This window comes from Allobosea eneae, assembly GCF_042657265.1.
In the GTDB taxonomy this organism is placed as follows: domain Bacteria; phylum Pseudomonadota; class Alphaproteobacteria; order Rhizobiales; family Beijerinckiaceae; genus Allobosea; species Allobosea eneae.
The window spans coordinates 1-23590 of sequence record NZ_JBHSLW010000092.1 but is presented as its reverse complement, the minus strand read 5'-3'; the positions used below and the strand labels follow the sequence as shown (position 1 = coordinate 23590).

Sequence of the window (23590 nt, the reverse complement as noted above, 5' to 3'; positions counted from 1 at the left end):
TTGCACGTCTGCTTCCATCCCGATCCTCCGTCTCGCCAATCGGAGGATGCTGCCACATACAGCTCATGAACCGCACGAGGGGACCGGCGTGGCGCTTACGAACGTCCCGCCGCACAGTCACCATTACGAATGCCCGGCCTCCGATCAACCACGATCACGCCACAGTCCCCATCGCAGAGCCGCTTTGCCCCCCGGTGTTGCAACCGAGCCACGCTTTGACCAGCGAACTTAAGAGAGCGTTAACCGCATAGGGCGGTTTGCGGGCTTCAGGGGCCGTCTGTTCGCCGTCTTGACCGCGAATCTGCGGCGTCATCCCGGCGCTTGAGTCGGGACGTCAGTATTCCCACTCGGCGCCGACACCCACCGCGGCACTGCCATCGGCATTGGTCTCGGCCTGGAGCTTCAGGCGTCTCGTCACGTCGATGCCGACCGAGACGCCGCTGTCCTCCGGCTTGGCGCCGGCCTTCACCCCGAGGGTGATATTGTCCGAGATCGCGCGGGAGACGCCGACCGTCGGGCCGCCCGGCCCCATCTGCACATCGAGATTGTCGACGCCGAGCGAGCGGCGGATGCGCTCGAAGACATCGTCGCCGCCGGCGCCCGAGAACTGGGCCGCGGTCTGGGCGAGCTGCAGCGCCTGGAAGGGCGAGAGCGAGCCGGACGCGCGGGCGAAGAGCAGGCGCGAGAGAACTTCGTCCGGCGGCAGCTCGGGCGAGGAGGTAAAGGTGAACTCGGGGGCCGAGGCCTCGCCGGAGACGATGATCCGCGCGGTGACGTCGGCGGCGCGGGTCTCGGCGACGAAGTCGAGCGTCGGCATGACGTCGCCGGAGAAGGTGATGCGGCCCTTGCTGAAGTCGAGGCGCTGGCTGGCGAGGTTGAGGCGTCCGCGCCTGAGCTCGAAGCCACCGATCAGCGCCGGCGCAGCCGAGGTGCCGCCGACGCGCAGGTCGCCGCCAAGCTCGGCATCGATTCCCCGTCCCCGGATAAAGACGCGGCCTGGCGCCGAGACGGTGATGTCGAGCACGGCATCGAAGGCCGGCGCGCGGGCGCCCTTGCGAGTCGCGACGGCGCGCGCCCTGCGCTCGGCGGCAAGGCGGGCGGCCGCCTGGCCCTTGGCGTTGACGTGGCGGATGCCGTCGACCGGCCGCGAGCTCGACGGCAGGCGATCCGGCACCGAGACCTCGATGGTGACGACATTGACGCGTCCGGCGATGCGCGGCCGCTGCGCCAGCGGGCCGGCGAGGTCGAGGTTGAGATCGGTGACCGCACGGACCAGCCCGCTATCGACGAGCTGGGCGCGCTTGCCCTCGATGCGAATCGTGCCGGGGAAGCCGGCCGCGGGATCGAGCTTGACGTTGCCGCGGGCCGAGAGCGTGCCGCCGCCGGGCGTCTGCGCGGCGAAGCGCTCGATGACGAGCTCGGGACCGTTGGCCGCGACGCGCGCCTCGATCCCGGTGAGCTTCACGCCCTGGAGCGCATCGCTGAAGCTGCCGCCGGAGAGCGTCGCGCCGCCGGACAAACGGGGTGCGGCGAGTGTGCCGCCGGCACGCAGGTCGAGCGCAAGCTGGCCGGTCAAGCGTCGGCCGTCGGCTGCGAGCTGGGCGTTGGCGAGCTGAGCGTCGGCTTTTCCCTGTATCGAGAGGTCGAGCGCGCCGTCGCCGCCGAGCGGCGCCCTGCCCTTGGCGGTCAGGCTGACGAAGCGGCCGGCATTCAGGCTGGCGTCGAGGCTGGTGTGGCGGCCATCGAGCGCGCCCTGCCCCGTGATCTCGATCGGCGGCAGACCGGCGGAGCGGGTCTGCGGCGCGACGAGGCGGGCGATGCGCAGGCGCCAGGGACCGGTCGGCGCCTCGGGCGTGCCCTTGATCGTCGCCTCGGCATCAAGCGTGCCGGAAAGGTCAAGAGTAGGCGAAGCGAGGCGAACGGCCGAGAGCGGCACGTTCTGCGCGGCAAAGCGCAGGTCGAGCGCCTTGCCGGCCTCGCCGTCGAGCGTGATCCGGCCACCGTCGAGCGCGATGGCGAGATCGCGGATCGCGACGCCACCATCGATCGCGGTGAAGCTCGCGGGCTTGGCCAGCGCGATACGGCGGCCGTCGCGCGTCGCGGTGAAGCTGGCGAGATCGAAACGCAAGGGATCGGCGACAGAGAGCCGGCCCTTCGAGGCGAGCGAGAAACCGCGCGCCGTGGCGTCGAGGCTGATGTCGCTGGCGTCGGCGGCGCCCTTGGAGACGAGGCGGATCGCGCTCACCGGCTCGCCGGCGATGACGGCGCGGTCGACCTGCACGTTGCCATTGATCAGCGGCTTGCGCAGCGCATCGACGATGGCGACATCGGCATCGAGCCGATCGAGCGAAAGGCTCGGCGCGACAAGCTTCTGCGCGCTGGACTTCAGATTCAGATTCTGGCCGCCGGTCGGGCGCGCCAGCGTCACGTCGGCTTCGATCCGGCCGCCAAGCCTGGCGAGCGCCAGCGCCGAGAGATCGTCGAGATTGCGGGCTGCGAGCTTGAGATTGCCCTCGGCGAGATTGGAGGCGTCAAGATCGAGCGCGCCATTCAGCGTGACCGAGCCAATGGCGATGTCGAGCTGTGGCAGCGCCCAGCCGCCGGGGTCGCGCTTGGCAAAGCGCAGGGCGCCGCTCGCTGGCCGACCGTCGACCTCGCCGGAGAGCCTGGCGTCACCGGCGAGCGCGCCTTGCAGGTCGCGCAGGGTGGCGTCGAGCGCCAGGCGCGGCACCGGACGGCCGAGCGCGGTCGCGTTCGTGATGCCCGCCTTCAGCGTTGCGTCGAGCTTGTCGAGCGGGCCGGTCAGCGTCGCGTCGAAAGCGCCCTGCCCTGAGAGTTTCGGATCGGCACGGCGCAGATCGGGAATCGCGATGTTGGCCTTCAGGCTCGAGCCCTGGGCGCCGAGCGCGCCGTCGGCCGTGGCCGCGACATGGGTTCCGGCGATTCGCAGTCCGTTGACGACGAGGCCGCCGCTGCCGGGAACCCTAATCTCACCGCCGAGCGAGAGCTTGCCGGCAAGCAGGCGGTCGAGCGCCTCCTGACCGAGCGTCAGCGACTCGGCGCCGCCATCGAGCTTGACGGCGTAGAGCCGCTTCTTCGGCTCGGCGTCGACGTTGGCGGCGACCGTGGCGGAACCCTTTAGCGGGCGGCCGGCGAGCGTGCTGAGCCGCGAGAGGTCGGGCAGCCGCGCCTCGACCTTGCCGAGGATGCGGGCCGGCCCAAGCTGACCGGCATAGCCGAGCTCGGCACCGCCGAAGGCGAGCTTCAACGTCTCGAACATGCCGCCGCCTTCGGAGGCCGTGCCGCGCAAGGTGAAGCGCAGGCGATCGCCGATGAAGCGGGCCAGGCCGGGTTCGGCGAGCGCGACGCCCGAGGCCTCGCCGTCCGATACGAGCACGGTGCGCGTCGCCGGATCGTTCAGCGCGCCGCTCGGTGTCGCGGAGAAGGTGAAATCGAGCTTGCCGAGCTTGCCGGCCGGAACGCTCGCGCCTTCCACCTGCAGGCTGGCATTGACGCGCGGGCCGGCGGCCGGGCCGCGGATCGTCGCGTCGAAAGCGAGCTTGGCGATCTCGGCGCCGGAAGTGACGGTGCGCCCTTCCGCATTGGGACGGGCGGCTGCCGTGATCCTGAAGTCGAGGTTCTTGTCGGCGCCATAGAGCCCGTTCACGTCGAGCCGGGCCAGCGCCGAGACCAGCGCCATCTGGTCAACGGAGACGGCGCCGCTATCGGCGAAGGCGAGCGTGCCGTCGAGCCGGGTCGACCCCTCGAAGACCGGCGCGACCGGCGGCGGCATCAGGCCGGCTATGCGCGAATCGAGCGCGAGCAGGAGCCGGCGTGCCGCCCCCTGGCGGCTGAGGTCGGCCGTGCCATTGGCGCCGATGGTCGGGCCGGCAGCGAAGGCGAGCGTCGCGCGGAAGCGGTCGAGCGGGCCGTCGCCTGTGAGGTCGAGCTTGACCGGCGGGCGGTCCGGCAGGTCGGCGATGGTCGAGACCAGGCCGCCGGCCGGCTCGTCGAGCTTGACCGCGAGCTGGAGCTGCGTCGACTGCGGCACGAAGCGCAGGGTGACGTCGAGCGTGCCGCCCATATCGAGCCGGCGCCCGGCGAGGCGGAAATCGAGGCCTTCATTCGGGGGACCGAGGCGAGCCGCGCCTGTCGCCGAGAGCCGGGCCGGCGCGCCGATCACGGTCGGGCCGAGCGCGAGCTCACCGAGCTGGAAGGTCTCGACGATCACCTTCAGCGGCAACTCAGGGAGAATCGGAGAATTGTCGGCCGGGGGCGGCGCAGCCGGATCGGGCAGCGGCTTGCGCAGGATTTCGAGCTTGCCAATCTCGAGCCGGTTGACCTCGAGCCGGCGCAGGAACAGGGCCGATCGCGTCCAGATCAGCCGGGCGCGGTCGAGCCGGAGCCAGGGGCCGTCGCGGTCGGAAATGACGATGTCGCGGATCGTCGCGTCAGAGGAGAGCGCGCCGTCGACCGCGCCGATCGAGACCTGACTGCCACTGGTCGAGAGCGCCTTCGAGATCAGGTCGGCGAGGACACCGCGCTCGCCGGCGTTCTGGGCGAAGCCGCCGAGGCCGGTGAAGACGACCAGCGTTGCGGCGATGAGCAGGGCCCCCAGGCCAGCAAGCAGGCGCGAGATGCGGAGCTTGCCCATCAGAAGGCCTGCCCGATGCTGATGTAGAGCGCGACCGGCTTGTCGCCCTTGCGCGGGTTGAGCGGCGCGGCGAGATCGAGACGGATCGGCCCGATCGGCGTGTAGTAGCGCAGGCCGAGGCCGGCGGCGTACTGCATCTTTTCCTTGAAGTTCGGGAACTGCGATTCGAAAGCCATGCCGGCGTCGAAGAACGGCACGACGCCGATCGTGTTGGTGATCTTGATCCGGGCTTCGACCGAAGCTTCGAACAGGCTGCGCCCGCCGGTCAGGCGGTTGAGCGGGCCGAGCGGCGAAAGCGTGCGATAGGCGTAGCCGCGCACAGAGCCACCGCCGCCGGCATAGAAGCGCCGCGTCGCCGGCACTTCATCGAGGTCGGCGCCGGCGATCGAGCCGAGCCCGATCCGGCCGGCGAGGACATAGCGGGCGTCTTCGTCGAGCGCGTAATAGCCGGAGATCGAGGCCTTGCTCTGGATGAACGGCGCGTCATTGTCGCCGAAGGCGGCATAGGGTGTGACCGAGGCGGCGAGCCTGATGCCGCGGGTCGGGTCGAGCTGGCTGTCGGTCGAATCGTAGCGCAGGGAGAGCGGCACGCCGACCAGCATATAGTCGACCTGCCCGAGCACGTCGCTGGTCTGGCCGCGCTCAGCCTCGAGGCCGGCCTGAATCGAGAAGACGTCGCTGAAACGGTGGCGGATCGCGGCGGTGACGTTGGCGTAGCGCGCGGTGTAGCCGCCATAGCGGTTGGTGCCGACGCGCTCGCGCACAGCGGAAGCGTCGATCAGCAGGTCGTTGCGGCTGCCACCGAGCGCCGGCTTCAGGAAGCTCGCCGAGAAGCGGGCGCCGAGATCGCTGCGCTCGAAATCGCCGAAGCGCTGGATCTTGGTGCCGTCGATGCGCGGCGCGAAGAAGACCGAGGCCTCCAGGCGCAAGCGCTCCGCGCCGCCGAACAGATTGCGGTGCTCCCAGTAGGTCTTCACCGCTGGACCGTCGATCGTCGAATAGCGGGCGGAGAAGCCGAGCAGGCGCTTGGGCCGTTCGTTGACCTCGACGAAGATCGGCAGGTTGCTGGCCTGGTCCAGGCCCTTGCCCTCGCGGATGCGAACCGAGCCGACGGCGGGGATCGTCGCGATCGACTTGCGGGTGTCCGTCAGCGCCTTCGGGGAATAGGGCTCGCCCGGCTCCAGATAAATGAAGGAGCGGATTACCTCGGGCGGGATGTCGCCGGTCTCGGTGACCGAGACGTCGCCGAAACCGGCAACGGGGCCGGGATCGACGACCAGCGCCACATCCATCGTCTTTGCCGCATGATCGACGACAGGGCGTACCTCGACGACGCGGGCGAGCGGGCGGGACTTGCCGCGCCAGTAGTCGACCAGGGCGGCCTGCGCCGCCCGGATCGAGGACGAGGTCGCGGGCGCGCCGGGAACGAGGCCGGAGACCTTGCCGGGATCGGTAATCACCGCCGAGGGGTCGCGGCGGGCGCCGGGCACGATCTCGACATTGCGCAGCGAGAACAGCGGGCCGGGATCGACCGTGACCACAATCGGCGCCGGGGCGCGGTTGCGATACCGCTCGGCCGTGCGCGCGAGCCCAGCCGGCGGCTCGCCGGCCTGGGTCACCGCGACGCCGTCGACCGCGATCGCGACCTGCGCGTTGAAATAGCCCTGGGCCCAGAGCGCGTCGATCAGCGGGTTGATGTCGGCGGCGGCGCGGCGGGCCAGCGTCTCGCCATCCGGCGGCGCGTCCTCGCGCAGGCGATAGAGCAGAGAGGCGTCCTGCAGGCTGCGCTTCAGCGCGCCGGCATCGGGCACGTCGCCGAGCTCGAACTTCAGTTCATATGGCAGCGTCGTCGGGCTGACCGGCGGCGGCTTGTCCTTGCTGCCGAAGAGATTGAAGACGTCGAGCGACGACAGGTCGAAGGCGCGGGCCGGCGAAATCTCACCGGCAAGCATCGCCGCGAAAGCAACCAAGCCTCCGCCGGCAATGCCGATCCTGCCCCTTCGCCATGACCGCATCAAACCTCCAATGCAACCGAACTCAAACGCAGCGAATGCGTTGATTTTGTGATCGCGCCTCCAGTTGATCACAATTCGACGCTCGAAATGAACGCACCATCAACCGAAAACCTGAACGAATCGTTGGCCATCCGGACTTCGCCGAATGGCCGAAATCAGCGCGCAGCCTGGCTCAATCGCCATGCTCCGCCAGTGCGAACGAGATCGCGGTGACCGGGTCGAGCCGAGCGATCACCGGCCCGACCGTCGGAGCGAGCACGCCGCCGCAGAGGCTGCCGGTGGTGACGATCTGGCCGGCCTTGAGCGGGCCGAGCGGCCCCTCGACCGAGCGGTTGGCCCAGGCGAGCGCCGTGACCAGCGGATCGCCGTTGGCATGCAGCGCCTGGCGGTCATAGAGCACGTCGCCGTCGAGTTCGACCGTGCAATTCAGGGCCGAGACGTCGTCGAAGATGCTGAAGGGAACCTCGGGGCCGATGAGATAGCCGCCATGGCCCATCGCATCGGCGAGCCAGAGCGGGAACGGCACATTGGTCCAGTCGGCGATGCGGCTCTCGACGATCTCGATGCCGACGAGCGCGGCGTCGCAATGCTCGATCAGCTCCTCACGGGTATAGGGCTGGCCCGGCCGCAGCGGCATGTCGCGGCCGAGCCGGATCGCAAGCTCGATCTCGACGCGCAGCTCGGCGCCGTGCACGCCGCGATAGGTGTCGCCGGATTTGAGCCAGGGCCCGGGCATCAGGCCGGCCATCGGCCGGCCGCCCTCGCCGAGCGAGACCTTCCAGCCGGCAAGCGGATAGCCCATGCCCTGGTTGACCTCGGCCTGCGCGGCGAAGCCGGCATCGACATCGGCGGGGACCGGCAAGGTCGCGATGTCGACCAGCTTGTGGCCGCGGCGGGCGGCAATGAAGGCGCCAGCAGGAGTCTCGGTCGTCGCAGCCATGGTCGTCTCGTCCCTGTCGCCTCAAGGCGGGCCTCGCCGCCTCCCCTCTCTGGCTACAGCATCACCCGGCTTGCGGGAACCCGGGATCGGGCCAAGAACTATTTCCGGCTGGCAAGGACGACGCCAAACACGGCGACCGCCATGCCGACGAGCTGGATCGGCGACAATGTCTCGCCGAACAGAATCCAGGCCTCGACCGCGACCGCCGGCGGCACGAGATAAAGGAAAGTGGCGAGGCGCGAGACCTGGCCGCGGCGGATCAGCACGAGATAGAGCCCGATGCCGCCGAGCGACAGCGCCAGCACCGACCAGGCCAGCACCAGGCCCATGGTCAGGTTCCACTCGATCCGCATCGGCTCGAGCAGGTAGGCGAACGGTAGCGTGAACAGGAAGGCGGCGATGTACTGCACCGCCGTCACCGTGCGCAGGTCGCCCTCGATGATCCGTGCCTTCTGCCAGAACGAGCCCAAGGTGACGGCGAACATGCCGACGACGTTGACGATGATCGGCAGCGCCACCGCCTGCAGCGCCTCGGGCGGAACGCCGATGAGCTTCGGCTGCAGCACCAGCGCGATGCCGACGAAGCCGAAGACGATGCCGAGCCAGCGGATCGGGGAGATGCGCTCGCGCACGATCAAGGGCGCGAACAGCGCGGTCAGCACCGGCTGCAAGCCGGCGATCAGGCCGGAGACGCCGGCCGGCAGGCCATGACGCACCGCCCACCAGACGCCGCCGAGATAGATGGCGTGGAGCAGGATGCCGGCGATGGCGCAATCGATGATGGCGCGGCGGGTCCTGGGCCACTGCGCGCCGACGACCACTGCGAGCAGGGCCAGCGCAAGACCGGCACAGCCGAAGCGGACCGACAGGAAGGTCAGTGCATCGGAATAGCGTGCCGAATAGCCGGCGACGATCCAGCCGCTCGACCAGAGCAGGACAAAGAGCGCCGGCGACAGGCGCAGGAAAAGCGGGGAATCGAACATGGCGGCAGCCTCGTCCGGGCGCTGATAGGCTAGAAAACGTCAATTGTCGCTGTACGGGGACGCCGTGGCGGCATGTTCCGCGCACTTGCCACCATCATGACGAACCACCAAAGATCGGAGCCGGCCGCCCGAGACCCGCATGTCGCTACGTTCCGTTCCCGCCCTCGCCTTCGAGCGCTTCATCGCCCATGACGGCTGGGCGATCGCCAGCCACATCGCGCTCTCGGTGCTGATGTCGCTGTTTCCGTTCCTGATCCTCGTCACCGCACTCGGCGGCTTCTTCGGCTCGCAGGCGGCCGCCGACGAAGCCGCGCAATTGCTGCTGGAGGCCTGGCCGCGCGAGGTCGCCGAGCCGATCGCGCGCGAGGTCCGCTCGGTGCTGACCGCGGTGCGCAAGGACGCGCTGACGCTCGGCGCGATCCTGGCGCTCTACTTCTCCTCTTCAGGGGTCGAGGCCGTCAGAGTAGGGCTCAATCGCGCCTACGAGGCCTATGAATGGCGCTCATGGTGGCGCACGCGGCTGGAATCGATCGTCTACGTCGTCGGTGGCGCGGCGTTCATGCTGGCCTTCTCCCTTCTGGTCGTGCTCGGCCCGCTGCTCTGGCGCGGCATCGTCGGCTTCGCGCCGGCGCTCGCTCCGCTCGGCTTTGTGCTCGCCTTCCTGCGCATCACGGGCGCGACCGTGCTGGTCGTGCTGGCGCTCAGCGTCGCGCACAAGCTGTTGCCGGCCCGCGCCCCGCATATCGGCGCGATGTGGCCGGGCATCGTGATGACGCTGGTGGTCTGGCTGATCGGCGGCGTCGGCTTCGGCTGGTATCTCGAATCCTTCGCCGGCGCCTATGTCACCACCTATGCCGGCCTCGCGACCGCGATGATCGCGCTCGTCTTCCTTTACTGGCTGGCGGCGATCTTCCTATACGGCGCCGAGCTCAACGCCGCCATCGCGCTGGTCAGAGCGCCGGAGAAGTCGAGCGGAGACGTCTTGAGCGGGCTATGAGAACCTCCACCCGCGCAAGGATCAAGACGTCAGCGCGGCGAGGCCTTCACGGTAGCGGCGGCTACCGGCGAAGCTCTCGCCGGTATCCGTCTCGACATCGAAATCGCCTGAGGGTTTGCCGGCGATGCGCCGAATGCGGCGCTGATTGACCAACCTCGTCCGGTGGATTCGAGCGAAGCCGAGCGGCCGCAGGCGTTCCTCCTCGGCCTGTAGCGTAGCGCGGATCAGATGCCGCTTGCCACCCGCCAGACAGTACTCGACATAGTTTCCGGCGGAGACGACGGCGACGATCTCCGTTGGTTCGAGGCGCAGATTGACTGTCCCGTCGCGCAACCAGAAGCCTGAAGGCGCAACGGCAGTCGAGACTGTCGCTTGCGGCTGCGGGCGCCTGCGCCAGAATTCGAACAGCCAGAACAGGGTGGCGAGCAGCAGATAGACGAGGACATCCTTGCGCAGCTCGTAGAAAAGGTTGCCACTGGAGAAGCCGAAGCTGTAGTCGCCGGCGCCGGCGGCCCAGTAGCCGAGCTTGCGCAGCAGGACCATGCCGGCGACATGGAGTGTCGAGAAGGCGATGATCGCCCCGGCATGCAGCACCGCGAGCAGCCAGGGCCGGCTCGCCTGCTCCAGCGAGATCAGTATCAGCCGGCGGACCAGCGGCGCTAGCGCCAGGATCACGACGCCGCTCGACGCCTCCCAGAGCAAGGGCTGCCAGAGCGGCACGGCGCGGCCGACCCGGGCGAGATCGTGCAAGGTCGAGTAGGCGTTGACGAGGCAGGTTGAGGCCGTGCCGAGCGCGATCGCCAGATAGGGCAGCCAGTCCGGCAGGCGGCCGGCGCCGCCATTCGTCACCGCAGGATCGCCGCTCGTCCCGGCCCGCTGGCTTTCGTCACGCAGCATCGGCTGCTCGTCCCGCACCGTATCGACCTTTGCCCGCCCATGTCTGCCTGCTCGGGGCGAGCAAGGGATAGCCGTCATGCCTGCGCAAACCAATCATTCGTCACCACAGAGTACCGAGCGCCGGCTCGATCTCGACTGGATCAGGATCGGCGCCTTTGGCCTGCTGATCCTCTACCATGTCGGCATGCTCTATGTGTCATGGGGCTTCCATGTGAAGAGCGCCCACCGGCTGCGCGAGCTAGAGCCGCTGATGCTATTGCTCAATCCCTGGCGCATGGCACTGCTCTTCCTGGTTTCGGGCGCCGCGACGCGCTTCATGCTGGGCAAGTACGAGGTGGGGGCCCTTGCGCGGCGACGCTCGGCGCAACTGCTCATCCCCCTCGCCTTCGGCATGCTGGTGGTGGTGCCGCCGCAGTCCTTCGCCGAGGTCGCCTGGAAGCTCGGCTTCTCCAGCAGCTATCTGGATTTCTGGCTGAGGCACTATCTCGCCTTCGACCAAAGCTTTTGCCAAATCGAGAATGGCCGGGAAGCCTGCATCATCCTGCCCACCTGGAACCATCTCTGGTTCGTCGCCTATCTCTGGCTTTACACTATCGTGCTCGCCGGACTGGTCGCGCTGGCGCCCGGTTTATCTGCACGCGGCGAGCAGCTTATGGAACGCGCCCTGCCCGGCCTGCTGCTCCTGATCGGGCCGGCGCTGCTGCTCGGGCTCAACCGTTTCCTGATCTTCCCGGCCGCGCCGCCGACCTACATCGTCGCCGGCGACTGGTACCAACACGTCCTCTACGGCTTTTGCTTCCTGTTCGGCTTCCTCGCCATGCGTTCGCGGATGCTGGTTGAGCGGACAGAGCGGCTGCGCTGGCTCGCGCTCGGCCTTGCGGCCGCAGCCTTCCTCACCATGCTCTGGCTGCGCTCCCAGCCGGCGGGCGATCTGCGCCGCATCGCCGGACCTTTCGTCTACGGGCTCGACCAATGGTGCTGGATCGTCGCGATCCTCGGCTTTGCCCGCCGGCATTTCTCCCACCGCGACGGGCCGGTGCGGCGCTACCTCGTCGATGCCGTGTTCTGCTGGTACATCGTCCATCAGACCGCGATCATCCTCGCAGCGCACTGGCTCAAACCCCTCGCGCTGCCGGCCGGACAGGAAGCAGCACTGGTCATCGCCATCACGGCGCTGAGTTGCGCCGCGAGCTACGAGATTGCGCGGCGTGTCGGCTGGCTGAGACCGCTGTTCGGGATCGCGGCGGACAGGCGCAAGCGCCTGCCCGCTTCAGGCCTTCAGCCCTCCAGCGCCTCGACCACGTCCTCATAGGTGCGCAGGCCCGTGCGCGGTGCGTAGACCAGGACGGCCATGTTGCCCGGCGCATGCTCGTTCTTCCACATCTTGTGGTGCGCGAGCGGGATCTTGTCCCAGGGGAAGACCTCGGACATGCAGGGGTCGACCCGGCGGTCGATGACGAACTGGTTGGCGGCGCTCGCCTGCTTCAGATGGGCGAAATGCGAGCCCTGAACGCGCTTCTGGCGCATCCAGACATAGCGGGCGTCGAAGGTGATGTTGAAGCCGGAGGTGCCAGCGCAGAACACCACCATGCCGCCGCGCTTGGCGACGAGGCAGGAGACCGGGAAGGTCGCCTCGCCCGGATGCTCGAAGACGATGTCGACGTCCTTCTTGCCGGTGATGTCCCAGATCGCCTTGCCGAACTTGCGGGCCTCCTTCACCCAGGCGTCATATTCGGGCGAGTTGACCGTGGGCATCTGGCCCCAGCAGTTGAAGTCCTTGCGGTTGATCACGCCCTTGGCGCCGAGACCCAGCACATAGTCGCGCTTGGTCTCGTCGGAGATGACGCCGATCGCGTTGGCGCCGGACGCCGCGCAGAGCTGCACCCCGAAGACGCCGAGACCGCCCGAGGCGCCCCAGATCAGGACGTTATCGCCTGGCTTGATCGTGTGCGGGGCGTGGCCGAAGAGCATGCGGTAGGCGGTCGCCAGGGTGAGCGTGTAACAGGCCGATTCCTCCCAGGAGAGGTGCTTCGGCTTCAGCATCAGCTGGCGCGACTGCACCCGGCAGAACTGGGCGAAGGAACCGTCCGGCGTCTCATAGCCCCAGATGCGCTGGGACGACGAGAACATCGGATCGCCGCCATTGCACTCCTCGTCGTCGCCGTCGTCCTGGTTGCAGTGGACGATGACCTCGTCGCCGACCTTCCAACGCTTCACCTTGGAGCCGACGGCCCAAACGATGCCGGAGGCGTCGGAACCGGCGATGTGCAGCTGGCCCTTGTGGACGTCGAAGGGCGAGATCGGCTGGCCGAGGCCGGCCCAGATGCCGTTGTAGTTGACGCCGCCGGCCATCACGAGGAGCAACACCTCCTCCTCGCCGATCGACCAAGTCGGCACCACCTCGACCTTGAAGCTGTCCTGCGGCGGGCCGTGGCGCTCGCGGCGGATCGTCCAGGCGTACATGTTGGCCGGGACATGGCCGAGCGGCGGCAATTCGCCGAGCTCATAGAGATCCTTCAACGCGGGCTTCGCGACGGGTTGCAGCTGTGACATCCGATCTCTCCCTTGTCGCCACGCCTGTCATCCGGTGGCGTTGCCGGCATCATGCAGACCAATGCTGCGCTGCGCCATACGCCTATCGAATTATGCCGCACCGCAAAAAACAAGTGGAAATGCGGAAGGTTCCAGCGGAACCTCAGCCAGCCCTCCCCGCCGCCAGCATGTAGTTGACGTCGAGATCGCGCGAGCGCGACCAGCGATCAGCGAGCGGGTTGTAGGCGACGCCCTCGCGCGCGAAGACCGTAAGCCCGCTGGTCTCGATCGCCGCCTCCAGCTCGTCCGGCGTGACGAACTTCTCCCAGTCATGGGTTCCGCGCGGCAGCCAGCGCAGGATGTATTCGGCGCCGACGATGGCCAGCGCATAGGATTTCAGCGTGCGGTTCAGCGTCGCCATGACGAGCAGGCCGCCCGGCTTCACCGCCGCGCAGCAGGAGGCGACGAAGGCATCGACATCGGCGACGTGCTCGACCACCTCCATGGCAAGGACGATGTCGAAGCGCGTGCCCGAAGCCACAACGGCCTCGATCGTCTTCTCGCGGTAGTCGACCGCGATGCCGGCCTTCGCTGAATGCGCCCGCGCGACGGCGATATTGGTCGTGGCCGGGTCGAGCCCCGTCACCTCAGCGCCCAGGCGCGCGAGCGGCTCGCAGAGCACGCCGCCGCCGCAGCCGATGTCGACGAGGCTCAGCCCCTCCAGCGCCCGCAGCGACTTCGGATCGCCGCCGAAGCGCTCGCAGGCGAGGTCGCGGATAAAGGCGAGACGCACCGGATTGAACTTGTGCAGCACCGCCATCGGCCCCTTCGGGTCCCACCAGCTTTTCGCCAGCGCGTCGAAGCGCGCGACCTCGGCCGGGTCGATGGTGGAGCCTTCGCGTGCCGCTGCCGTCATCGCCTTTGATATCCCGTTTATGCTCGTGCAGGCCGTGGCTGCATTGACACTTTCCGCGCTGCCCGTCATCTACACCCGCCCTTCGCTAGGCGCGAGGGCGCTATTTGTCCCGGCCTTCGCCGGGTCCGTTGCTGAGAGCTCTTGGACGTCATGGCCCGTCTGGTGATGAAATTCGGCGGCACATCGGTCGCCACTGTCGAGCGCATCAAGAACGCGGCCCGTCACGTCAAACGCGAATTCGACGCCGGCAACCAGGTCGCGGTGGTGGTCTCCGCCATGTCGGGCAAGACCAACGAGCTCGTCGCCTGGTGCAAGGAGGCCTCGTCCGTCTACGACCAGGCCGAATACGACACCGTCGTCGCCTCGGGCGAGCAGGTCACCTCCGGACTGATGGCGATCGTGCTGCAGGAGATGGGCCTCCCCGCCCGCTCCTGGCAGGGCTGGCAGATCCCACTCTACGGCTCGGACGCGCATGGCTCGGCCCGCATCGAGGGCGTCGACGGCGCCGGCATCCTCGCCGGCTTCGATCGCAATCGCGAGATCGCCGTCTGCTCCGGCTTCCAGGGCATCAACCCGCGCAGCCACCGCATCGTCACGCTCGGCCGCGGCGGCTCGGACACCAGCGCGGTCGCGCTCGCCGCGGGCCTGAAGGCCGATCGCTGCGACATCTACACCGATGTCGATGGCGTCTACACCACCGATCCACGCATCGTCCCGAAGGCGAGGCGGATGGACAAGGTCTCGTTCGAAGAGATGCTGGAGATGGCCTCTCTCGGCTCGAAGGTGCTGCAGGTGCGCTCGGTCGAGATCGCCATGGTCCAGCGCGTGCCGACCTATGTGCGCTCTTCCTTCGACGACCCAGAAAACCCCAATCCAGGCACCCTCATCTGCGACGAGGACGACATCGTGGAACAGCAGATCGTCACCGGCATCGCCTTCTCGCGCGACGAAGCCCAGATCACGCTCCGGCGCGTGGCGGACAAGCCCGGCGTCGCCGCGGCGATCTTCGGGCCGCTTGCCGACGCCAACATCAATGTCGACATGATCATCCAGGTCGTCTCCGACGACCAGGCGACGACCGACATCACCTTCACGGTGCCGACGGCCGATTACGAGCGCGCCAAGGGCCTGCTCGAATCGAAGCACGAGACCATCGCCTACCAGACGCTGCAGGGCGCGACCGACGTGGTGAAGATCTCCGCGATCGGCGTTGGCATGCGCAGCCATGCCGGCGTCGCGGCCCGTGCCTTCCGGGCGCTGGCCGAGAAGGGCATCAACATCCGCGCCATCACCACCTCCGAGATCAAGTTCTCGGTGCTGATCGACGCCGCCTATACCGAGCTCGCGGTCCGGACCCTGCACTCGCTCTACGGGCTCGACGCCGCCTGAGAGCCATGGCGGCGCGCGCGGGAATCGCCTCGTCAGCGCCGCCATATGGTCACGAAATGACCTGATCGCGTTCAGGCTCAGATCCCATTCATGGTGTCTAGTCGTCCTTCCGCAACCAATGGAAGGACACGCCATGCGTATGATCACGATCGCCGTTGCCAGCGCCGCCACGATCCTGGCGGGCGCCGCCTATGCCCAGGCGCCGTCGCCGGAGCGCCCAGCAGCCAAGCCGCCGGCATCGTCTCAAGAAGCGCCGGCGAGCGCGCCGACGATCACCCCGGTGAAGGTCGTCGAGATCGACGAGTTGCCGGAGGCGAGCAAGGCCCAGGTGAACCAGCTGGTGGCCACGCGCACGGCCGACGAGCTTGAGAAGCTGCGCCAAGCGGTCGAGAAGGCCCCTGCCGTAAAATCCGCGGTCGAAGCCAAGGGTTTCTCCGCGCGCGACGTCGTGCTCGCCCAGGTCGACAATGACGGCGAACTGACAATCGTGACCAGGAAAACCAGCTGATCGGAGGCGTTTAGCGTCTCCCCCGAAGGCTACTTCCAGAACGGGCTCGCCGCTTCGAATTTGCGCCAACGCCGCTTGAGCTTGCGGCCAGCCTCGATGGTCTGGCGAGATTGCCAGCCATGCACGGCGCCGGCTGCGAAATGCAGCTCCGGCCCGGCCTTGCCGCCACGTAGATCAGCGAGCAAATGATGCGTCGTGGCCGCGTCGTTGGCGAGGCCGAGCGCCTCCTGCAATCGCGACAATCGGCCGAGATATCGGCGCGCCGGCGCGCCGTCATGCAGCGGCAGGAAGAACTCGGCGGTATAGCGCAGCTTCTTCAACGCCAGCCGCAGCTGATGGCGCGCCTCGGGATGGAGGCTGCCGAAGCCGCGGCCGCGCTTCAAGGCCTTGCGATGGGTCTGCGTCATGACCCGGGCACCGAAATCCGCGGCCGGCTCGGCCAGCACCGCCATGGTCTCGCTGGCGAGCCCGTTGCGCCAGCCGCGCCGTTCGATCAGGGCGCCGAACGACAGAAGGAAGCGGCTGGTCTGCGGGTTCGCCAGGCGCCTCAGCACGGCGGCATAGCTTTCGGCCTGATGCGGCTCGGCCGCCGTCCGGAGCGCCGACAGGCCCGCATCGTCGAGCCCTTCGGCCTCGATATCAGGTACCGTCTGGGTGATGAAGACGTCCCAATTGCGCGCCGGGCCGAGCACATGGCCGAGGCGCTTCGCCTCTTGGCCGATCGGCTCGAATGCGGGCGATGCGACCTCGCGCTTCAGCACGGACAGTGCCGAGCGCAGGCGGCGCAGCGACACCCGCATCTGGTGGACGCCTTCAGGGCCGGAGCCTGCGGCAACGGGCGCAAGATTGGCCAGGAGCTGCCCATAGGTATTGCCGAGGATCGCCGCGATCGCCGCATCGGCATTGTCATGCTCGGAGATCTCGATCGGCTTGGCCTTGCTGGCGCACGGCAGGCGGGAGAAGGCTAGGCCATAGCCGCGTGCCGACTTGCTCTGCGTTTCGAGCTGCAGCGCGGCAATGTCGAGCAGAGCCAGACCCAGTTCGTACAGCGCCGCCGCCTCGCCCTCCTTGAGCTCGAGCTCGACCTCGGCGACCGGCAGGCGCTTCTCTCCGGCCTCGATCGTGCCGTCGTCGAATGCGATCTCGATCAGCGCGCCAGCATAGTCGAGCCGCCGCAAGCGCCGCCTAATGCGTGTGGTGAACACCGGCGCAAGCTGTCCCGCCGACAGGCTCGCCAGCGGCTCGCCGATCTCGGCGAGCGGCAGCAGAGCAAGATCGAACGCGCCGTCCGGCAGCGCGACCTCCCATTCATCGCGCGACAGAGGGTCACCCGAGCCGGAGCGCTTTAGCGTCTGGACATGGCGCTTGCCGCTGCGGCGCACGCGCAGTGACAGGCCGTTGCGATCGAGCAAACGGTCGGGCGTGTCGTAGTAGACCGCGTCGAGCCGGCGCGTGACGCCCTGATTGCGGGCATGGCGCGCGATCAGGTCCGCACCGCGCAGCTTCTCCAGCGCGTCGGGCGAAGCTGCCAGCTTCAATTCGATCTCACGCGGCGGCGGCTGTTGCGACGTTCGGGCCGCGACCTGTTCGGGCTGCGCGACCTCGTTGTTCGGCACGGCGTCCAAGGTTTCTCTCCGCTGGGCGTTGCGTGACGGAATGGTGACAGAGATATCGCCGGCGGCAACTTGGCACCACTCCGCCCGGATGTGAACCCGGGCGAAGTGGTTAGAACGTCAAAGCGCCAGCCGGATGGCAGCCTCGACCGGCGAATAGGCGCCGTCCGGCCGGTCAAGGCTAAGTGGCCCATGCGGCAGCAAGGGCGGCTGCGCCATGACGCGCGGCATCGTGCCGCGATGCGGCTGCGCCGAATGCACCAGGAATGGATGGCAGAGATAGACTGTCCCCGCCTTCCCCGTTGCGAGCACCTCCTCGCGCCCGGCGCTGCCGGCGAAGCCGTCAGACGCCAGTTCGCCCAGCGATAATCCCGCCTCTCCTGCCGGTGCGAGCTGGCGGGCGATGTCGCGATGCGAGCCCGCCCGGATGCGCGTCGGCGCATCGCTCTCCCAGACATCGGAAAACAGGAAGAGCATGAGCAGTGCCCTGCCTTTCGAGTTGATGTTGACGCGCCATCTCATGAAATCCTGATCGTCGAAGCCAAAGCTGACATCGACATGCCAGCCGGCATCACCTGGATCCTCCGGTGACGGAAAGCGCACCGGGAAGGTGCCCATGGCGCGGCACGGCAGCCAACGCCCCGCGCCGACGAGCTGATCGAAGGCGCCGTGCAGCAGCGACGTGTTCGCAGCCGCGACGAAAGGCGCGTCGGTGTACATACCAAGCCGGATCACCGGCTTGGTCCAGCTCGCCGGATCGTCGGCATCGCAACCCAGATCACGCCAGAGGATGGCGCGAACCTCCGCGGCGAGTGCGGGCGAGAAAGCGTGGTCGAGACGGACGAACCCGCGATCGACGAAATGGGCGATCTGCGCGGCGTCGAGGACGCGCGCATCGAACTCAGGGTGGGCCATTGAGAGATGTCTTTCGCTATCGGCCAGCCGAAGCGCCCGCCGCGCGGGCAGGCTGGCAAGGGACCTTCGGACGTAAGGAGCGTCCGCTTGCGATGCCGGAGCGCGAAACACGCGCGTCAGGCCCGCGGGCAGGTCAGGCGAGATCGAAGACGGCGAACATCATCATGGTGGGGGCAGTATCGCAGCCGCTTCCCACGTGATCAAGCCGCTCGGCGCCTGAGCCGAAAGGCGCGCTGGCCAAGCTGGCGGCGGCGCTGCCACGATGCACGCATTCCCAGATTCGGGCCGGAACTTGAATGCGGATCGCCATCCTCTCCGACATCCATGCCAACCGCGAAGCGTTCGAGGCGGTGCTGGCGGCGGTGCGTCGCCTCGCGCCCGACCGGCTGGTGCTGCTCGGCGATCTCGTCGGCTACGGCCCCGAGCCCGGCTTCTGCGTCGATGCGGCGCGTGAGCTCGTCGCGGCGGGCGCGATCTGCATCCGCGGCAACCATGACGAAGCCGCCGTGCACGGCCCGTCGGGCATGACGCCGAACGCGCATGAGGCGGCGCTGTGGACCAAGGCGCAGCTCGGGACCGAGCAGAGCGCCTTTCTCGACGGCTTGCCACTGACGGTGGAGCTCGACGGTGTGCTCTTCGTCCATGCCAGCGCCCGCGACCCCGCTGACTGGCGCTATGTCCGCGACCTCCGCAGCGCCGAGGCCTGCCTTGCAGCGACAGATGCGGCGACCGTGGTCTGCGGCCACACCCATCTGCCGACGATCTTCTATGCCAGGCCCGGACGCGAGCCGGTGGCCTTCATCCCCTTGCGCAACGTGCCCGCGCCGCTCTCGGCGGTGCATCGGCATGTCGTCGTGGTCGGCGCTGTCGGCCAGCCGCGCGACGGCGACCCCGCCGCCTGCTTTGCCCTGCTCGATACGCAGGCGCGCGAAGTCAGCATGGTCCGCGTGCCCTATGACACGCAGGACACCGCGCGGAAGATCAGGGCGGCGGGCCTGCCGGACTGGCTCGGCCTGCGCCTGCAGATCGGCAGATAGGAGGCAGGATGGAACGGCCTGACACCGGCTCGGTCATCGACGGTTTCACGCTTACCGAGCGCTTGAAGGCCGGCGGCATGGCGACGCTCTGGCGCGCCACACATCCTGACCATGCCAGCCCGCTCGTCGTGAAGATCCCGGTGCTCGATCCCGGCGCCGACGTGTCGGCCATCGTCGGCTATGAGACCGAGGTGCTGATCCACAAGCGCCTGTCGGGTCCACATGTGCCGCGCTTCGTCGCCTCGGGCGATCTTTCCCGCGTCCCCTTCATCGCCATGGGCTTCGTAGCAGGAAAGAGCCTGGCGGAACGGATCAAGCAGGCACCACTGCCCTTTTCGGAGACGCAGCGTATCGGCCTCGCGATCGCGACGGCGCTCGCCGACCTGCATCGCCAGAACGTGGTGCATCTCGATCTCAAGCCCGAGAACGTGATCCTGACCGACAAGGGTGCGGTGCTGCTCGATTTCGGCCTCGCCCGCCATGCCGAATTGCCGGACCTGCTCGGCGAGGAGAGCTCCGAGCCGATGGGGACATCAGCCTATATCGCGCCCGAGCAGGTGCTTGGCGAGGGCTCCGACCCGGCCAGCGATCTCTTCGCGCTCGGCTGCCTGCTCTATCAGATGGCCTCTGGCGAAGAGCCGTTCGGCCGGCCGAAGACCGTGCCCGGCATGAAGCGGCGGCTCTATCACGCGCCCAAGCCGCTGCGCGCCGTCAATCCGCAGGCTCCGGCCTGGCTCGAAGCAATCGTCGCGCGCTGCCTCGAGGTCGATCGCGGCCGGCGCTACGCCGATGCGGGCAAGCTCGCCTTCGACCTGCGCCACCCCGAGCAGGTCACGGTTTCGCGCAAGCGCCCGATCGCTGGGGAACGCAGTCTCGGCAAGCGACTGGTCGATCTGTTCCAGAAGCGCGACGAGGCCGAGGTCACCGGCAAGCCGACTGTGGCGCGGCGCAAGGCCGGCCCCTCGCTCGTGCTGACCGCCGTCGACCTCTCGGAAGGCCCGGATGCGCTCGCGGCGGCGATCCTGGCCGAGACCAGCCGGCTGCTGGCGGCCCGGCCAGACTCCGCCCTCGCCTGCCTGACCGTGCTCAGGACCGAGATCATCGGCGAGACCAAAATCGTCGATGCCGAAGGGCGCTCGCTCTATATCGGCCGGCTGGTTGCACTGAAGGACTGGGCGCGGCCGCTGCATCTGCCGGAGGACCGGGTGAGCTACCATGTCATCGAGGCGATCAGCGCCGCCGATGCGATCCTGCGCTATGCCGAGCACAACGACATCGACCATATCGTGCTCGGTGCCCGCTCCTCCTCGGCGTTACGCCGCCATCTCGGCAGCGTCTCGACCAAGGTCGTCGCCGAGGCGCACTGCTCGGTTTCGGTGGTGCGGGTGAAGGGTGGCAGCGAGGAGTGAGCGATGTTGCGTTGACCTCCCCGCCCTCGCCTTCGAATATACGGCCCATGCCGGTTGCTCCCTCCGCCCCGCCCGAATTCGATCCCGCCCGGCTGGACGACTTCCTGCGCTCTGCTCTGCCGGGACGCGCCTCCGGCCGGATGGATATCGAGCGGATCAGCGGCGGCCAGTCGAACCCGACCTTCTTCGTTTCCTACCCCGATGCCGGCACCCGGCTCGTGCTGCGCAAGAAGCCGCCGGGGCCGCTGCTGCCCTCGGCCCATGCGGTCGAGCGCGAATACCGCATCCTCGAGGCGCTCGCCGGCTCGGCCGTGCCGGTGCCGCCCGTGCTTTTGCTGCATGAGGCGGACGATGTCGTCGGCACGCCGTTCTACCTGATGGAGCGGCTGGAGGGTCGCGTCTTCCACGATACCGACTTGCCCGGCGTCACCCCTGACGAGCGGCGTGCCATGTATTTCGCCATGGCCGAGGCGCTGGCGGCGCTGCACGGCTTCGACTGGCGGGCAGCGGGCCTCGCCGACTTCGGCAAGCCCGGCAACTATTATGCCCGCCAGCTGGCGCGCTGGGGCCGGCAATGGCGCGAAACCCGAACGCGCGAGATCCCGGCGATCGACCGATTGATCGACTGGCTCGGCGCCAATCTCGACGAAACGCCGGACACGACCATCGTCCATGGCGATTTCCGGCTGGGCAACCTGATGTTCGCTCCAGACGCGCCGAAGGTCGTCGCGGTGCTCGACTGGGAGCTCTCGACGCTCGGCCATCCGCTCTCCGACGTCGCCTTCTCCTGCTTGCCCTGGCATTCGACGCCGGACATGTATGCCGGCATCGTCGGGCTCGATCGCGAGGCGCTGGGGATACCGACGCAGGACGAATACATCGCCCGCTATTGTGCCGCCGCCGGGCGGGCCGAGGGGCCGGGCCGCTTCCACCTCGCCTTCTCGCTGTTCCGCTTCGCCGTCATCCTCGACGGCATCGCAGCGCGGGCGAAGACCGGAAACGCCGCCGCCGAGAACGCCGTCGCGGTCGGCGCGATGGCGGAGAGCTTTGCGCAGCGTGCGGACGCGTTGGTCGAGGGTGATGGCTAGTTTGTTTCTCTGGTCGTCCCGGGCGACCGCAGGGAGACCCGGGACCCATTCCGGAACCTCTATCGGAAGGGCTCCGGAATGGATCCCGGATCGGCGCCGCTTCGCGGCTTGTCCGGGATGACTCGGTAAGGATTGGGAGAAGAGTGATGGATTTCGCCTATTCGGCCAGGGTCGAGGAGCTGCGCGCCAAGCTGCAGGCGTTCATGGATGCCCATATCCAGCCGGCGGACGCCGCCTGGAAGCACGAGGTCGAGGCCGGGCGCTTTCCCTCCGTGCTGGTCGACGATCTCAAGGCCAAGGCCAAGGCGGAAGGGCTGTGGAACCTCTTCCTGCCGGCGCTGAAGGCCGACGAGCCCGGCACGCGACTCAGCAATCTCGAATATGCCCCGCTCGCCGAGATCATGGGCCGGTTCTACTGGTCCTCGGAGGTGTTCAACTGCAACGCCCCCGACACCGGCAACATGGAAATCCTGCACATGTTTGCGACGCCGGAGCAGCGCGAACGCTGGCTGAACCCGCTGCTTAACGGCGAGATCCGCTCCAGCGTGGGGATCACCGAGCCGGGCGTCGCCTCCTCCGACCCGACCAATCTGCAGACCACCATCATCCGCGACGGCGATGATTACGTCGTCAACGGCCGCAAATGGTGGACGACGGGTGCGCTGCACCCGAAGGTGAAGTTCTGCATCGTCATGGGCCTGTCCGATCCGCGGCCGGACGCCGATCCGCACAAGCGCCACAGCATGATCATCGTGCCGATGGACTCGCCCGGTCTGACGGTGATGCGCAATTTGCCGCTGCTGAACCATTATTCGATTGAGGGCCACACCGAGACCGACTTCAGCGAGGTCCGGGTGCCGGCCGCGAACCTGCTCGGCGAGGAGGGCGCTGGCTTCGCGCTGGCGCAGGCGCGCCTCGGGCCAGGGCGCATCCATCATTGCATGCGCACCATCGGCCAATGCGAGGTCGCGCTTGAATTGATGGTCGAGCGCGCGCTGGAGCGAAAGGCCTTCGGCCGCAATCTTTCCGACTACGCCAATGTCCAGGACTGGATCGCGGAAGGACGCATGGAGATCGACCAGGCCCGCCTGCTCTGCCTGCGTGCCGCCTGGATGATGGACAAGCACGGCAACAAGGCCGCGCGCACCGAGGTCTCGGCGATCAAGGTCGCGGCGACGCGCCTGCAGACCAAGATCGCCGACCGCGCGATGCAGGTCTTTGGCGCCGGCGGGCTCTCCAACGATACCCCGCTCGCCTTCATCTATTCCTGGGGCCGGGCCCTGCGCTTCATCGACGGGCCGGACGAGGTCCATTTGCGCACCATCGCCCGCGCCGAGATCAAGAAGCGCAAGGAGGGCAACCGCAGCACCTTCGCCGAGCAGGGGGTGGTGCGGCCCTGGGTGAAGGGAGCGAGCTAGCCGTCGACGTCGCGACCCAGCATCCGCATCATCCCGCACAGAGCCGGCAGGTCCCCTTCCCTCGGCGTGACCGCCCGGTGTGACAGGGCCGAGGCGATGTGCCGTTGTAGCGCGGACGACGAAGACCCCGCCATGCACGAAGGCGCGATGCGTTGCAGTCGCCGATCGGCGATGGCAATGCTCTAGCAGGCTGTTGAAGAAGTCAGACGCGTTCGCAGACGAAGCCTGACTCGTCGCCGTTGTGGATGTGGAAGTGCCCGACGAGGCGGCCGGCGGTGC

The 23590-nt window shown here is 68.1% G+C and carries 18 protein-coding genes; 8 read left to right on the top strand and 10 right to left on the bottom strand.

Translation table 11 applies throughout. The annotated features are described in order from the left end of the window. Nucleotides 1-334 precede the first annotated feature (334 nt). The 4 genes from ACFPOB_RS29445 to ACFPOB_RS29430 all read right to left on the bottom strand — a co-directional run bounded on the left by ACFPOB_RS29445 (nt 335) and on the right by ACFPOB_RS29430 (nt 8592). Nucleotides 335-4654: a translocation/assembly module TamB domain-containing protein gene (locus tag ACFPOB_RS29445; RefSeq protein WP_377801735.1), complete on the bottom strand. Its 4320-nt coding sequence runs from the start codon at nt 4652-4654 to the stop codon at nt 335-337. Continuing rightward, nucleotides 4654-6624 carry an autotransporter assembly complex protein TamA gene (locus tag ACFPOB_RS29440; protein WP_377801734.1) on the bottom strand — a complete coding sequence of 657 codons (1971 nt, stop codon included), beginning with the start codon at nt 6622-6624 and terminating at the stop codon, nt 4654-4656. Before ACFPOB_RS29440 ends, ACFPOB_RS29445 begins: the two co-directional genes overlap by 1 nt. Nucleotides 6625-6841: 217 nt before the next feature. Then, nucleotides 6842-7609, bottom strand: a complete 768-nt coding sequence (locus ACFPOB_RS29435; RefSeq protein WP_377801733.1) for a fumarylacetoacetate hydrolase family protein — start codon at nt 7607-7609, stop codon at nt 6842-6844. A gap of 98 nt (nt 7610-7707) precedes the next feature. Next, entirely contained in the window at nt 7708-8592 is an 885-nt protein-coding gene (locus tag ACFPOB_RS29430) for a DMT family transporter (protein WP_377801732.1), read from the bottom strand. A 139-nt stretch (nt 8593-8731) separates the two neighbouring features. Between ACFPOB_RS29430 and ACFPOB_RS29425 the strand changes: the two genes are divergently transcribed. Then, on the top strand, nt 8732-9589 hold the full coding sequence (locus ACFPOB_RS29425; protein WP_377801731.1) for a YihY/virulence factor BrkB family protein: 858 nt from the start codon (nt 8732-8734) through the stop codon (nt 9587-9589). 21 nt (nt 9590-9610) lie between these two features. Here ACFPOB_RS29425 and ACFPOB_RS29420 read toward each other — a convergent pair whose 3' ends face one another. Next, nucleotides 9611-10486, bottom strand: a complete 876-nt coding sequence (locus tag ACFPOB_RS29420; RefSeq protein WP_377801730.1) for a LytTR family DNA-binding domain-containing protein — start codon at nt 10484-10486, stop codon at nt 9611-9613. A 76-nt stretch (nt 10487-10562) separates the two neighbouring features. Between ACFPOB_RS29420 and ACFPOB_RS29415 the strand changes: the two genes are divergently transcribed. Continuing rightward, entirely contained in the window at nt 10563-11798 is a 1236-nt protein-coding gene (locus ACFPOB_RS29415) for an acyltransferase family protein (protein ID WP_377801729.1), read from the top strand. Here the strand turns inward: ACFPOB_RS29415 and ccrA are convergent. Then, nucleotides 11765-13039 (bottom strand): crotonyl-CoA carboxylase/reductase, encoded by a 1275-nt coding sequence (ccrA, locus tag ACFPOB_RS29410; RefSeq protein WP_377801728.1) that lies wholly within the window; start codon nt 13037-13039, stop codon nt 11765-11767. The two genes, ACFPOB_RS29415 and ccrA, sit on opposite strands and share 34 nt — an antisense overlap. A 142-nt stretch (nt 13040-13181) precedes the next feature. Next, the gene (ubiG, locus tag ACFPOB_RS29405; protein WP_377801727.1) at nt 13182-13934 is read right to left on the bottom strand and encodes a bifunctional 2-polyprenyl-6-hydroxyphenol methylase/3-demethylubiquinol 3-O-methyltransferase UbiG; all 753 of its coding nucleotides are present in this window, start codon (nt 13932-13934) and stop codon (nt 13182-13184) included. A 150-nt stretch (nt 13935-14084) separates the two neighbouring features. On the opposite strand from ubiG, the gene ACFPOB_RS29400 reads away from it, so the two are divergent. Together ACFPOB_RS29400 and ACFPOB_RS29395 are read left to right on the top strand one after the other, a co-directional pair. Next, nucleotides 14085-15323 carry an aspartate kinase gene (locus ACFPOB_RS29400; RefSeq protein WP_377801726.1) on the top strand — a complete coding sequence of 413 codons (1239 nt, stop codon included), beginning with the start codon at nt 14085-14087 and terminating at the stop codon, nt 15321-15323. Between the two features lie 133 nt (nt 15324-15456). Next, on the top strand, nt 15457-15831 hold the full coding sequence (locus ACFPOB_RS29395; protein WP_377801725.1) for a hypothetical protein: 375 nt from the start codon (nt 15457-15459) through the stop codon (nt 15829-15831). 29 nt (nt 15832-15860) lie between these two features. Here ACFPOB_RS29395 and ACFPOB_RS29390 read toward each other — a convergent pair whose 3' ends face one another. The 3 genes from ACFPOB_RS29390 to ACFPOB_RS29380 all read right to left on the bottom strand — a co-directional run bounded on the left by ACFPOB_RS29390 (nt 15861) and on the right by ACFPOB_RS29380 (nt 18669). Further along, nucleotides 15861-17447, bottom strand: a complete 1587-nt coding sequence (locus tag ACFPOB_RS29390; RefSeq protein WP_377801736.1) for a CYTH and CHAD domain-containing protein — start codon at nt 17445-17447, stop codon at nt 15861-15863. A gap of 117 nt (nt 17448-17564) precedes the next feature. Next, complete coding sequence (locus tag ACFPOB_RS29385) at nt 17565-18359, bottom strand: phytanoyl-CoA dioxygenase family protein (RefSeq protein WP_377801724.1); 795 nt, start codon at nt 18357-18359, stop codon at nt 17565-17567. 133 nt (nt 18360-18492) lie between these two features. Further along, complete coding sequence (locus ACFPOB_RS29380) at nt 18493-18669, bottom strand: hypothetical protein (protein ID WP_377801723.1); 177 nt, start codon at nt 18667-18669, stop codon at nt 18493-18495. On the opposite strand from ACFPOB_RS29380, the gene ACFPOB_RS29375 reads away from it, so the two are divergent. From ACFPOB_RS29375 to ACFPOB_RS29360, 4 genes are all read left to right on the top strand, one after another. Next, nucleotides 18656-19396, top strand: a complete 741-nt coding sequence (locus ACFPOB_RS29375; protein WP_377801722.1) for a metallophosphoesterase family protein — start codon at nt 18656-18658, stop codon at nt 19394-19396. The two genes, ACFPOB_RS29380 and ACFPOB_RS29375, sit on opposite strands and share 14 nt — an antisense overlap. Before the next feature lie 8 nt (nt 19397-19404). Next, nucleotides 19405-20805, top strand: a complete 1401-nt coding sequence (locus ACFPOB_RS29370) for a protein kinase domain-containing protein (RefSeq protein ID WP_377801721.1) — start codon at nt 19405-19407, stop codon at nt 20803-20805. 47 nt (nt 20806-20852) lie between these two features. Beyond that, nucleotides 20853-21893 (top strand): phosphotransferase family protein, encoded by a 1041-nt coding sequence (locus ACFPOB_RS29365; protein WP_377801720.1) that lies wholly within the window; start codon nt 20853-20855, stop codon nt 21891-21893. A gap of 146 nt (nt 21894-22039) precedes the next feature. Beyond that, on the top strand, nt 22040-23311 hold the full coding sequence (locus ACFPOB_RS29360) for an acyl-CoA dehydrogenase family protein (RefSeq protein ID WP_377801719.1): 1272 nt from the start codon (nt 22040-22042) through the stop codon (nt 23309-23311). The last annotated feature ends 279 nt before the right edge of the window (nt 23312-23590 follow it).